The 12,001-nt window shown below is 72.3% G+C and carries 11 protein-coding genes; 6 read left to right on the top strand and 5 right to left on the bottom strand.

The features are described 5' to 3' along the window. Nucleotides 1-150 precede the first annotated feature (150 nt). The 3 genes from ACIOEW_RS15790 (at nt 151) to ACIOEW_RS15780 (ending at nt 2,984) form a co-directional block, all read left to right on the top strand. Nucleotides 151-735: a TetR/AcrR family transcriptional regulator gene (locus tag ACIOEW_RS15790; protein WP_401964296.1), complete on the top strand. Its 585-nt coding sequence runs from the start codon at nt 151-153 to the stop codon at nt 733-735. A 112-nt stretch (nt 736-847) separates the two neighbouring features. Next, the gene (locus tag ACIOEW_RS15785) at nt 848-2,200 is read left to right on the top strand and encodes an MFS transporter (RefSeq protein ID WP_401964295.1); all 1,353 of its coding nucleotides are present in this window, start codon (nt 848-850) and stop codon (nt 2,198-2,200) included. A gap of 25 nt (nt 2,201-2,225) precedes the next feature. Next, entirely contained in the window at nt 2,226-2,984 is a 759-nt protein-coding gene (locus ACIOEW_RS15780) for an SDR family oxidoreductase (RefSeq protein ID WP_362539518.1), read from the top strand. A gap of 113 nt (nt 2,985-3,097) precedes the next feature. Here ACIOEW_RS15780 and ACIOEW_RS15775 read toward each other — a convergent pair whose 3' ends face one another. Next, entirely contained in the window at nt 3,098-3,550 is a 453-nt protein-coding gene (locus tag ACIOEW_RS15775; RefSeq protein ID WP_401964294.1) for a DUF5707 domain-containing protein, read from the bottom strand. 345 nt (nt 3,551-3,895) lie between these two features. Between ACIOEW_RS15775 and ACIOEW_RS15770 the strand changes: the two genes are divergently transcribed. The 3 genes from ACIOEW_RS15770 (at nt 3,896) to ACIOEW_RS15760 (ending at nt 7,309) form a co-directional block, all read left to right on the top strand. Beyond that, the gene (locus tag ACIOEW_RS15770; RefSeq protein ID WP_401964293.1) at nt 3,896-6,238 is read left to right on the top strand and encodes a sensor histidine kinase; all 2,343 of its coding nucleotides are present in this window, start codon (nt 3,896-3,898) and stop codon (nt 6,236-6,238) included. Next, nucleotides 6,235-6,918 (top strand): response regulator, encoded by a 684-nt coding sequence (locus ACIOEW_RS15765; RefSeq protein WP_401964292.1) that lies wholly within the window; start codon nt 6,235-6,237, stop codon nt 6,916-6,918. The genes ACIOEW_RS15770 and ACIOEW_RS15765 overlap by 4 nt, the downstream gene beginning before the upstream one ends. 67 nt (nt 6,919-6,985) lie before the next feature. Further along, nucleotides 6,986-7,309, top strand: coding sequence for an SCO4225 family membrane protein (locus tag ACIOEW_RS15760; protein WP_401964291.1), 324 nt, complete (start codon nt 6,986-6,988; stop codon nt 7,307-7,309). A gap of 35 nt (nt 7,310-7,344) precedes the next feature. On the opposite strand, the gene ACIOEW_RS15755 is transcribed toward ACIOEW_RS15760, so the two are convergent. The 4 genes from ACIOEW_RS15755 to ACIOEW_RS15740 all read right to left on the bottom strand — a co-directional run bounded on the left by ACIOEW_RS15755 (nt 7,345) and on the right by ACIOEW_RS15740 (nt 11,983). Continuing rightward, nucleotides 7,345-8,586, bottom strand: a complete 1,242-nt coding sequence (locus tag ACIOEW_RS15755; protein WP_401964290.1) for an LAETG motif-containing sortase-dependent surface protein — start codon at nt 8,584-8,586, stop codon at nt 7,345-7,347. 303 nt (nt 8,587-8,889) lie between these two features. Beyond that, nucleotides 8,890-9,861: a hypothetical protein gene (locus ACIOEW_RS15750; RefSeq protein ID WP_401964289.1), complete on the bottom strand. Its 972-nt coding sequence runs from the start codon at nt 9,859-9,861 to the stop codon at nt 8,890-8,892. Nucleotides 9,862-10,023: 162 nt separating this feature from the next. Continuing rightward, a complete protein-coding gene (locus ACIOEW_RS15745) occupies nt 10,024-10,926 on the bottom strand; it encodes a helix-turn-helix domain-containing protein (RefSeq protein WP_401964288.1) in 903 nt (300 codons plus the stop codon). A 100-nt stretch (nt 10,927-11,026) separates the two neighbouring features. Then, nucleotides 11,027-11,983, bottom strand: a complete 957-nt coding sequence (locus ACIOEW_RS15740; protein WP_401964287.1) for an SMP-30/gluconolactonase/LRE family protein — start codon at nt 11,981-11,983, stop codon at nt 11,027-11,029. Between the last annotated feature and the right edge of the window lie 18 nt (nt 11,984-12,001).

Genomic DNA, 12,001 nt, shown 5'->3' with positions numbered 1-12,001 from the left:
CGAATGACGCGCAGTCACCACCGGGGCAGTACACGGACGATGGCTGCGGCGCCGAACCACCGGGAACGCGTCGGGATGCGACGGCATACGGCGGCATGCGACGCACGAGATTATTGACCGATCGTTCTGCTTGGGGTTACAGTCTTCACTGTGGCCAGGACCAAGGAATTCGATCCGGAAGCCGCGCTGCAGGCGGCCCTTGAGCTGTTCTGGCGGCGCGGCTACGAAGCAACATCGATGGCCGACCTCGTCGAGCACCTCGGCATCGGCCGCGCCAGCATCTACGCCACCTTCGGCAACAAGCACGAGCTGTACCTGAAGGCCGTGGACCGGTACTCCGAGGGGCGCGATCCGCTCCTCCTCGCCGAGCTGTCCCAGCCGGGACCCACCCTGCCCGCCGTCCGCGCGGTGGTGCGACGCTTCGCCTCGGAGGCCGCCTCACCCGAGGACCGGCTGAACGGCTGCCTCATCACCAACACCGCGGCCGAGCTGGCCCCGCACGACCCCGCGGCCGCGCGTCGGGTCGAGATCAGCTGGGACCACCTCGAAACCCCGCTGCACTCCGCACTCGTACGGGCCCGGGCCCAGGGCGAGCTGCCCGAGGACCGCGACCCTCGCGCACTGGCCCGCATGCTGCTCGTCCTGCTGCAGGGCGTACGGATCGTCGGCAAGGCGTCCAGTGATCCCGCACGGGTGCGGGACGCGGTCGAGCAGGCGCTGACCCTGCTCGACTGAATCACCCGCACCGGACGCCGCCGGAGCCGCCGCACTCCTGCCTGCACTCCATCCCGCACCCCACCCGCACGCCCACATAATGGACCGATCGTTCAAGATGCGATGGAGGGTCATGACCGTCGAGGGAGCCACCACCCCCGTCGTCGACGTGCGGCACCGGTACGCCTTCGCCGTGCTCGGCAGCATCCAGATCACCCTGATCTTCACGCTCTCCGCGATCGCTGTGCCGCTGCCTCGCATCGGGCGGGAGTTCGGCTTACAACGGCCCGACTTGATTCTGCTCAGCGCCGCATACGGACTGACCTTCGCCGGACTGCTGCTCCTGGGCGGCAGGCTGGCCGACCGTTACGGCGGACGGCGCACCCTCACCGCGGGTCTTGCCCTCTTCGCCGCCGCCTCCGCCGTCGCCCCGTTCTCTCCTGGCATCGGAACCCTGATAGCGGCCCGCTTCGCGCAGGGCGCCGGCGCGGCCGTCGTCGCGCCCGCCGCCATGGCGGTGCTGCGCGCCACCTTTCTCTCCCCCGCCGCGTACCGCAGGGCGATAGCCACCTGGGGCGGGCTCTCCGTGCTCGGCGCGACGGCCGGCAATCTGCTCTCCGGCGTCATCCTGTCGCTGCTTTCGTGGCGTTGGACCTTCGCGCCGCCGCTCGCGGTCGCGGTCGCAGCCCTCTTCCTCACCTCCCGGTCGCTGCCGCCCACCGCTCCGGACCGGGGCAGGGCGCTCGACCTGACGGGGGCCCTGCTCGCCACCGCCGGGATCGTCCTCACCAGTTACGGGCTCGTCGTCACCGACACCCGTCCCTGGTCGTCGGCGGGAGTGTTCGTGCCACTGCTCGGCGGCACCGCGCTGCTCGTCGCGTTCCTGTGCGCCGAGCGTCGCGTCCGCGACCCGCTGCTGCCGATCGCCTTCCTGCTCGACCAGCGGCGAGCTCTCGCCCTGGCGGCCATCGCGTTGAGCGCCTGCGGGACCGCGATGACCTTCGTGGTCCTCTCGCTCCACCTCCAGCAGGCCCGCGACTGGTCACCGCTGCAGACATCGGCCGCCTTCGTGCCGTTCGCCGTCGCGCTGATCGCCTCGGGCCGGGCGGCAGGACCACTGATCATTCGGTACGGGGCCAAAGCCGTCACGACCGCCGGGCTCGGCACCGGCGCGGCCGGGCTCGCTCTCCTCGCCCTCACCGGACTCGATGCGCACATCCCGTACGTGTACGGGCTGCTGCCGGGCCTCGTGCTGCTGCCCGCCGGTGCCGCGGCCTCCTTCGGGGGAGCCGCCGTACTCACCGCCGAAGGCGTACCGCAGCAGCGGACCGGGCTCGCGGGCAGTGTGCTGAACAGCGCGATGGAGCTCGGCCCGACCGTCCTGTTCGCCGTGCTGCTCACGCTCGGCAGCGACGCCCGGTCCCTCGGCGCGACGGGAATCGCCCTTGCCACCCTCGCCCTCCTGAACCATCGCAGCACCAAGTAACAGTCCATTCAAAGGAGTTGTCGACATGCAGCGCTTCGCTGGAAAGACCGTGCTCGTCACGGGCGCGGGATCCGGTCTCGGCCGCGCCATCGCGCTCGCCTTCGCCGCCGAGGGCGCGTCCGTGGTCGCCGCGGGTCGCACCGCGGCCTCACTGGACGAGACGGTCGGCCTCATCGAGGCGGCCGGCGGCACGGCTGCCGCCATCACCGCCGACGTCACCGACTCCGGCCTTCTCCGCGACCTCGTACACGCCACCGTCACCCGGTTCGGCGGCCTCGACATCGCGGTCAACAACGCCGGGATACTCCGCGGCACCGTGCCCGTCGCCGAGGTGAGCGAGGAGGACTGGGACGCGGTGCTGCGGACCAATGTCACCGGTGTCTGGCTGGCCATGAAGCATCAGATCGCACACATGAAGGAGAACGGCGGCGGGGTCATCGTCAACATCTCCTCCAACCTGGGCGCACACCTGCGCATCCCGAACGCCGCCGCGTACATCACCTCGAAGGCGGCGGTCTCCGCGCTGACCCGAGCCGCCGCTCTCGACCACATCCACCAGGGCATCCGCATCAACGCGGTCAGCCCGGGCGCCTCCGCCGCTCCCATGTCGCTACGGCCCGGCGAGACCGAGGCCGACCGTACCGAGCGGGTGAAGTCGGAGAACCCGCTCGGCCGGGTCGCGGAGGCCGGGGAAGTGGCGGCCGCCGTGCTCCACCTCGCCTCGCCCATGGCCGGCGCGATGGTCGGCACCGACCTGGTGATCGACAGCGGCGCATCGGCCTGATGGTGCCCGCTCAGGGGCGACATCCCCGGACGGGGCTCCCCCTCGACGCCGACGGCGATGACTGGTCAGCAGGCAACGCCGACGCCAGTGGCGGTGACGGTGGCGGTGGCGGGTCAGCGGGTGATGTCGACGGAGGCGGCGTGGGGCAGGAACAGCGTGTCCCCGTCCTCGGCCGTCGCCAGGGCCGAGATGTACCAGGTTCCCCGGTCCAGCTCGGCGGCCTCCTTCTTCGTCACCGTCAGCCGGTAGGTGCACCGGGAGGTCTCGTCCGAAAGGCTCCGGCAGGTGGCGTCGTCCACCTCTCGGAGCTCCGCCTCCGTGGGGTCGAGCTTCGAACTCGCGGGCCAAGCGATGACCTTCAGGCCTCGGATGCCCGAGTCGTCACTGACCTTCGCGGTGAAGGTGAACGTGCCCGCGACGGTGTCGGTCGGGGCGGTGTAGCGGACCGAGCCGTCCTTCAGGACGGGCTTCCGGTCGACCGTGTCGGCCATGGCGAAGCTGCCGACGGCCACGGAGCCGATGGCGACGGCACCGATGAGGGACGGGACGAGAGCGCGCTTGGACATGGGAGATCCCCCTGGATCGTGGATGAGGAGCGGGCTCGGTGCCCGCGGGCCGTGGTCGGACGCGATGCAGCACAACGCGTGGAACAACCGCTGGTGGAGAGGGTGAGGGGCCTACTGCGGATTCCTAGGCGGATCCGTCGGCGGGCCGCTTTCCCGACGTGATCGAGACTAGGGGCCGGAGCGTGGCGCGGGCCTCGGGCGCCGGGATGACTGCCCCGTCCAACCAGAGGTAGAGGACCGCCCCCGGAGTCGTCCTCGGCCCTCGTCTGCACCTCAGGTAAGAGACCGGAATCCGCCTTCAGCCGGAGCCGGTCCGTCGGAGTGCGGCCCTAGCCTTTACCTGTCATGAAACGAACCGACGACCGGCTGATCCCGGTACTGCTGATCTGCGTCCAGGCCCTGGTGTGGCCGGGGGGTGCGCTGCTGCGCGGGGACCTTCCGTCCTCGTCCGACCTCCTCGTGGCGGCCCTGGTCGCCGGACCGGTGACGGCCGCGCTCGCCCTGCGCCGCGAGCGTCCGGTGGCCACGCTCGTCCTGACCGCTGCCGCCTGCGCGCTGGGTGCCGGTCCGCTGCCCGCCGGGGCGATGGCGGTGCTCGGGACCGCGGGCGTCGCGCTGGCCCTGTTCACGGTGGCGGTCGAGCGCGACACCTTCACCGCCGTGCTGTGCGTAGTGGCGCTCGCCATCTGGCAGTTGTTCCAGGGACTGAGCCTGCACGGACTGCGCGAAGGCGACGGACTCGACCTGGTCCTCACCGCCCTGTTGTACGCGGCCGCCTGCGGTGGCGGCCTGCTGGTACGCCGGAACCGCCGTGCGCGGCGGGCGGCCGAGCAGCGGCTGAAGCGGGCCGAGGCCGAACGGCACCGGCTCCCCGCAGCCGAACGGCAGCGCATGGAAAGGGAGTTGCACGATGTCAGCGCCCACCACCTGACGGCCGTGGTGGTCACGGTGGGCGCGGCGGTCGGACTGCGCGACCGCCGTCCCGAACTCGCCGCCGAGGCAGCCCGGTTCGCGGTGGAGACCGGCCACGAGGTCACCCGGGCGCTCGGCTCGGTACGGGCACCCGCACCGTCGCGTACGCAGCAGCCCTCGCCGCGGGAGCGGCTGCTGGACCTGGTCGCGGGGGTCCGCCGGCTGGGGCAGCAGGTGGACTGCGAGATCGACGCTCTGCCGGACGGCAGCATCGCGGACGCGGCGTACGGCATCGTGCGCGAGGCGCTGACCAACGTGGCACGGTACGCCCCCGGCGCACACACCACGGTGCTGTGCCTGTACGGCGACGCCCGTACGGATGTCGTGGTCACCAGCGGGGCACCCCTGCCCGGCACGGTGGCGCACGGCGCGGGCCTCGGCGGGGGACGCGGCCAGGGCCTCCTGCGGTCCCGGGCGCGGGAGGCGGGCGGCACCCTGACCACCGGACCGACCGCGGAGGGCGGCTGGGAGGTGCGCGCGGCGCTGCCCGGACGGGCCACCGCCACCGCCGACCCGTCCGTGCCGCGAAGCTACCGGGCGGCGCAGGTGACGGCTGCCGTCGGCCTGATCGTGCAACCCCTGCTGCCGGCGCTCGTCATCAGGGCCGAGACCGCGTCGGCCGGTGCGCAGGTGTCCGCCGGTGTGTTCTTCGCGTTGCTGGCCGCGGCCCAGGCGGTCACGCTCCTGTGGCTGCGCCGGGCGCCGCGTACCGCCCAGGGTGTCCTGTGCGCTCTGGCCCTGCTCTGGCCGGTGGCGACGGCCACGGGTGACTACTCAGGACCGGTCGTCCTCCCTCCGGCGTTGAGCCTGCTCGCCACCTGCGTGGCGCTCGCGGGGGCGGCGGCCGGCACCCCCGGCGGCCGCCTCCGCCCTCTCCTGCCGGTCGTGGCCGTGACCGTGCACGTGGTGGCCGCGACCGCCGTCGTCCTGCAACGGGGCACGGTGCTTCCCCTCTGGGCGGTCGCCGCACTGTCCGCGGCCGGGGTGACGTCGGCCGTCTGCGCGGCCCGGTGGGCCGGAACCCTGCGCGGGCGGCGGGACCGGGCCGCCCGCCGCGCGCGGGAGGAACGGCTGGCGGGCTGGACCGGAGAGGCCGTCCGGGACGCGTGGGGCGAGCGCCGCCGGATCGCCGCCGGTCTTGAGACCACCGTCCTGGCGCGCACCGCCGACATGGTGGTGGAGGCGCAGGCGGGCCGGCTCGAGGCGACGGCGGAACGCGCCCGTGAGGCCCTGGCCGCGATGCGCGCCCTGCTCGACACGGCCCGCGAGGACGAGTCCGGACAGCAACTGCGGCCGCAGCCCACGCTCCAGGCTCTCGATCTGCTCGCCCGCCAGTGCCGGGCCACCGGCCGCGAGGTGGAGATACGGCTGACCGACCGCGTGCCGGAACGCCTGCCCACCGCTGTGGACCTGGCCGCCTACTACGCCGCCGAGACGGTACTGGCCGCAGGCGGCGAGGAGCCGGCCGTGATCGAAATCGACGCCCTCGACGGTACGTTGGTCCTCACCGCCACAGGGGTGTCGCGTGCCGCCCACTCCGCCGTGCAGGAACGGCTGGCTGCACGGGTCGCGGCCCTCGACGGCACCGTGACCACCCGGCCGGCAGGCACGGTCGGCCTCCGGCTGCCTTTCGCTCCGAGCCCGACGGTCCGGGCCGCCACGGACACACCACCGGCCGTCGCCGAGCAGGGCGACGGGGAGCAGAGGACGCCATGAGCATCAGCGTGCTGGTCGCCGACGACCAGGGCATCGTACGGGCGGGGTTCGCCGCCGTGATCGACGCCGAGGAGGACATGACGGTCGTCGGCGAGGCGGCCGACGGTGCCGAAGCGGTGCGGCTCGCCCAGGAACTCGTACCCGACGTGGTCGTCATGGACGTCCGGATGCCGGAGCTGGACGGGATCGCCGCCACCCGCATCATCACCGCCCACCCGGACGCGCCCCGTGTCCTGGTGCTGACCACCTTCGACCTCGACGCGTACGTCTTCGACGCCCTGCGCTCCGGGGCGTCCGGTTTCCTGCTGAAGGACGTGCACGCCGGCGAACTGCTGGACGGTATCCGGGTGGTGGCCGCCGGTGAGAGCGTGCTCTCACCGTCCGCGACCCGCCGGCTCATCGGCCACTACGCCTCCGCGGCGGACATCGGGCCCGGTGCCGGAAGTGCCGTGACCGAGCTGGACAGCCTGACCGGCCGCGAACGCGACGTTCTGGCCCTGGTCGCGTCCGGACTCACCAACGCGGAGATCGCCGACCGGCTCGGTATCACCGTCGGCACGGTGAAATCCCATGTGAACGCGCTGCTGCGCAAGCTCGGGCTGCGGGACCGGGTACAGGCGACGATTCTCGCGTACGACCTCGGCCTCGCCCGCCCGAACCCGCCCGGCCACCACCGATAGCCAGCCACTGCGGATCACTTCCGGGTCACCTCCGGAGGTGACCCGGACGACCGAGGAGTCCACCGCCATGCCCGCTTCTTCCGACCGGCCCCCCGCCCGTCGCCCGCGCCTCGCCGCCGGCGACGTCATCGCCCTCGTCTACCTCGTGGTCTGCGCCGCCCTGCTCGTCTGGGCGTTCGTGGTGTCCGCCGGTGACGAATCCGGCGAATCCATGGCGGGAGTGATACCGCTGCTCGCGACGGCCCCGGCCAGTCTGGTCCTGCTGATGCTGCCGGGGGGTTCCGTGGTGATCGTCGCCGCTGTCGCCCTCGGCGCCCTGGCCAACGCCGCGGTCATCCGGTGGTGCGGCCGCGCACTGCGGCGCGGCACCAAGCAGGACCCTGCGCCCTGAAGCCGGGATGCCCGTTCGGCATCCCGGCCCATGCGTCAGACGCGGGAGCCGGCCTTGCGACGGCGTACGGCGAACATCGCGCCCGCGCCGATCGCCACGGCCGCGCCGCCCGCGAGGGCGAACTGCGGCGTCGCGGAGGACGAGCCCGTGGCGGCGAGGCTGCCGTTCACGGGACCGGCCGACGAACCGCTCTGCGGCGTGAGGTCCGAGGTGTCCGGCCCGGTCGTGCCGGGCTTGGTGTGGCCGGGCTTCGTGTGGCCCGGCTTGCTTCCCGCAGTGGCGATCACGAAACCGGGCCCCTGGTTGTTGGCGGTCGTGCCACAGGTGCCGTCGACGTTCCAGTAGCTGCCGGAGACGAGGGGGACGCCGTTGCCCGCGGGGGCCGACGCGTCGATCGTGAAGCGCATCTTGACGTCGACGTGAGCGCCGGCCTTCAGCGGGCTGATCTTCTCCATGTAGTGCTCGACGTCGACGTTCTTCCACTTCGAGGCGGCGGGGGACCACCGCTGCAGGTGCACGAGGTGGTCGAGGGGTTTGTGTCCGCTCCGGGAGGTCGCGCGGATGTAGACGGACGGAAACAACCGATCCATCGCCTTGTCGGTGCCGTTGGTCACCCGGAACGTGAAGTCGACCCTCTTGCCGGCGACGACCGTCGACGGCAGACCTCTGATGACCGCGGTGAGCTCGGTCTCTGAGACGCAGGTGTCGAAGTAGTCGCCTCCGTGGAGCTCCTTCGCCTCGGCCAGCGCCTCGTCGGCGGCGGTCTTGGCGGCGAGCGCCTCCTTGGTGACCGCCCGTGCCAGGGACAGGTCCCGGGCCGCGCCGACCCGCTCGTCGTCACGCGCGTCGTCGGCCTCCACCGCCTTGGCATCAGCGGCGGTCTTGGCCTCGCCGGCGGCGACGGCTGCGGCTTCCGCCTTGGCGAGCGTGGTCGCCGCGGCGGTCCTCTCCGCATCCGTTGCCGTCGCCGGGAGACCGTCGACCGCCGCCTTGGCGTCGGCGGCCGCCCGGTCGGCCTCGGTCTTCGCGGTGCCGGCGTCGGTCGCCGCGGTCTCGGCGGCCTTCGCCGCCAAGGCCAGAGGAGTGGTGTCGGACATGACCACCTTCAGAGACGCGAGGGTGGCGGCCTCGGCCGCTACGGCGTCGTCGTACGCCGTCTTCGCCGCGGCGGCGGCCTTTTCCAACTCCGCGACGGAGGGCTTGTGCTGGGTCTGCTCCGCCGGTTCGCCGTCGGCGAACGCGGGGGTGACCGACAGCAGGAGAGCAGGCGTGGTCACTGCGGCGGCAACAGCTGTGGCAAGAATCCGGCGAATCTTCACAAGAGCCCTCCGGGGTCCGAAAGCGAGAAGAAGAGTCACTGCGGAATGGGACACGCAGATGCGACTTGAGGCGATCGTATGGCCGGGACGGCAGTTGGCCCTCACACCTTCTTCACCGGCTCCGGCCGGCACCGGAACACCGGGCCGGACACACGAGACGAAAGGGCGCAGTTGCTTTCCCTGCCGAAGCTTTCACTGTGAGGAAAGCCACATGCCGCCGCTGTGAGCGTCTCGTTCCACGACGCTCACAGCGGCGGGGGGTCACCGGCGGCCGTTGAGGCGGGCGCGCAGCAGGTTGGGGTCGGTGTCCGTGGTGTAGGCGGCGCTGAGGACGTACACGTTGTCGTGGCGCAGGGCGACGGAGGTGGGGCCCTGGAGACCGTCGGTGGCGTCGAGAAGGGTGGTGCTGGTGCCGTCGGGCCGGATGCGCACGACCTCGTTGGGGCCGTTGAGTGCGGCGAGCACCTGGTTGCCGTGACCGGTGAAGGCGAAGTCGTCGATGCCGACGAGGCCGGATGCCCGGGTCTGCGGTGTGCCTGCGCGGTTGCCGGGGAGGACGGGGATGCGCAGGAGAGTGCCCCGGTCGAGGTTGCTCACCCACAGCGCGCCGTTGTGCACCTTCGCGCCGTTGGCTCCGAGGAAGCCGGTCGAGGCGAGTTCGGGCGCGGTGGACCAGGCGGTGGGGGTGCCGCCGGCGGTGGGGACGGTCCACACGGTGCCGAGGACCGAGTCGGTGATGTAGAGCCGCTTGGCGCGCTCGTCCAGGGCGAGTCCGTTGGGCAGGCCGTCCGCGGGGAGTGCGGCGATGCGCTGCGGGTCCTGCCCGGGGCGGATCCGCCACAGGCCCGTCAGGTCGGATGTGCCGGTGGCGTACAGCACGTACACGGTGCCGTCCGCGCTGCGGACGATGCCGGTGGTCAGCGCGAAACCGAGGACGGGCGTGTGGACTCCGTCGTCGGCGGGTGCGGGCAGCGTGGCCAGGATGCGGGTCGCGCCGCGGGGGGTGATGCGCGCGACCTGACGGGCCTTGGCGAAGGTGACGTACGCCGTTCCGTCGGGCAGCAGCGCGACGTTCTCCGGCATCTGGCCTGCGAACAGGTCGAAGTGACCGGCGATCCGGACATCGGTCAGCGGCCTGCCGCTCCCCGTCGCGTCGGCCGGTGCGGCCGCGGTGAGGGCTGCGGCGGCCACGAGGACGGCCGACAGGGTGGTCATGAGGGTTCGCTTGGACATGGTTCCTTCTCCGGTTTCGGGCATGCGGCAGCCACGGTGCGGTGCGGTGCCTGGGTCATGGGGGCGCGTCCCGGGGGCGGTTGTGCTGCCGGCCGGTGGGCGCGGGAGTGGGGCGAGCGGTGCGCGGCGGCCGCGCTTCGGCAGTCGGGGGGGGGGCCCGGGTCAGCCGGTGGTGCGGGGGTGCGCCTCGCGCCGGGGCCGGGCCGCTTCCTGCGGTGCGACGGCGTGGGCGAGCAGGGTCAGCGCGGTCGCGGAGGGCGAGCCGGGGGTGGCCGTGGCCACCACAAGGACCGGACCGTCGCCCTGTGGACTCTGCAGCGTCTGCTGGGTGACGGTCAGCGTGCCGACCAGCGGGTGGCGCATCTGGTAGTCGGCGGTGTCGCAGGCCAGGATCCGGTGGTCCGCCCACATCGTGGCGAACTCCCGGCTTTGCATGGTCAGTTCACCGATCAGCCCGGCCAGCTGCGGATCGTCCGGGTACCGGCCGGCCGTCAGGCGCAGGCTGCCCACCACGGCCCCGGCCTTGGCGGTCCAGTCGGTGTAGAGGTCGCGGGTGTGTGCGTCGAGGAACACCAGCCTGGCCATGTTGGGCCGTTGGCCCGGGTCGTCGGGACCGCCCGGATCGAGATGGCCCGCGAACAGTGCGTGTCCTTGGCGGTTCCAGGCCAGGACGTCGCTGCGGCGGCCCAGCACGATGGCGGGTGTGCCGTCGATGGCGGCCAGCAGGGCCCGGGTGGCCTCGGAGATCCGCTCGGGCCTCGGCCGGCCGGCGGGTCTGCCTCCTCTCGGTGCGCGGGCCAGGGCGTGCAGGTGGGCTCGTTCCGGCTCGTCCAGCCGCAGCGCACCGGCGAGGGCGTCGAGCACCTGGGGGGAGGCGTTGTGCGACTGCCCCTGTTCCAGGCGGGTGTAGTAGGGGGCGCTGATCCCGGCGAGCATCGCGAGCTCCTCCCGCCGCAGCCCCGGCACCCGGCGCCGCTCACCGTACGTCTTCAGCCCGACTTCCTCGGGCCGCAGTTGGCCCCTGCGCGCCTGGAGGAAGTCGGCGAGTTGCCCGTGCTTCTTCATGTGACCGAGTATGCGCACCTTCGGCGTTCGCTACCTCACCCTGCTGGGGTACGGATCCGTGGGGTGCGTCGCGGCACCCGGAGGGCCGTACCCCGCGCGTTCAGGCGCGCCCGTCCAGCCACGGCCTGCGGCCCGGACCGGTCGGGTGGGTTCCCGTCACCCCCATGACGACCGAGTAGAGGCTGGTCTCCGCGGTGATGAAGAGACGGTTGCGCTTCACCCCGCCCCAGGAGATGTTCGCCACCGCCTCCGGGACGTCGAGCCGGCCGATCAGGGTGCCGTCGGGGTCGTAGCAGTGAACTCCGTCGTTCATGGCGGCGGCCCAGAGCCGTCCGCCGTCGTCGAAGCGGAGGTTGTCGAAGCGGGCCGCCTCGCGCGCCCCGGCGGCCGCGAAGACCTCACCGTCCGACAGGGTGCCGTCTTCCCGTACGTCGAAGACACGGATGAAGCCCGCCCGGGTGTCGGAGACGTACAGCTGCTGCTCGTCGGCGGAGAAGACGAGCCCGTTCGGTGCGCCGAAACCGTCGGCGACCAGGCGCACTTCGCCGGTGGACGGGTCGATGCGGTACACGTTGTTGGAGCCGATCTCGCTCTCGGCGCGGTAGCCCTCGTAGTCGCTGGTGATGCCGAAGTCCGGGTCGGAGAACCAGATCGAGCCGTCGGACTTCACCGTCGCGTCGTTGGGACTGTTCAGCCGCTTGCCCTGCCAGTGGGCGGCCAGCACCGTCAGCGTGCCGTCGTGCTCGGTCCGGGTCACGCGCCGGTTGCCCTGCTCGCAGCTGATGAGCCGGGCCTCGCGGTCGAGCGTGTTGCCGTTGGGGTGGCCCGCGGAGCGCCGGAAGACGCTGACCGCGCCGGTCTCCTCGTCCCAGCGCAGCAGCCGGTCGTTCGGGATGTCGCTCCAGACCAGCTGCCGCCAGGCGGGCACGTAGACCGGCCCCTCGGCCCAACGGCAGCCGGTGTACAGGACTTCGAGGCCGTCGTCGCCGTTCATGCACCGCCCGGTACGGAACCGGTCGTCGAGGACCTCGTACAGCTCAGTCCGCTCGGTGCTCATGGATATCCATCCCTTCCG

The organism is Streptomyces sp. NPDC087901 (genome assembly GCF_044742205.1).
Taxonomy (GTDB): Bacteria; Actinomycetota; Actinomycetes; order Streptomycetales; family Streptomycetaceae; genus Streptomyces.
This window is presented reverse-complemented; position numbering and strand designations above follow the sequence as displayed.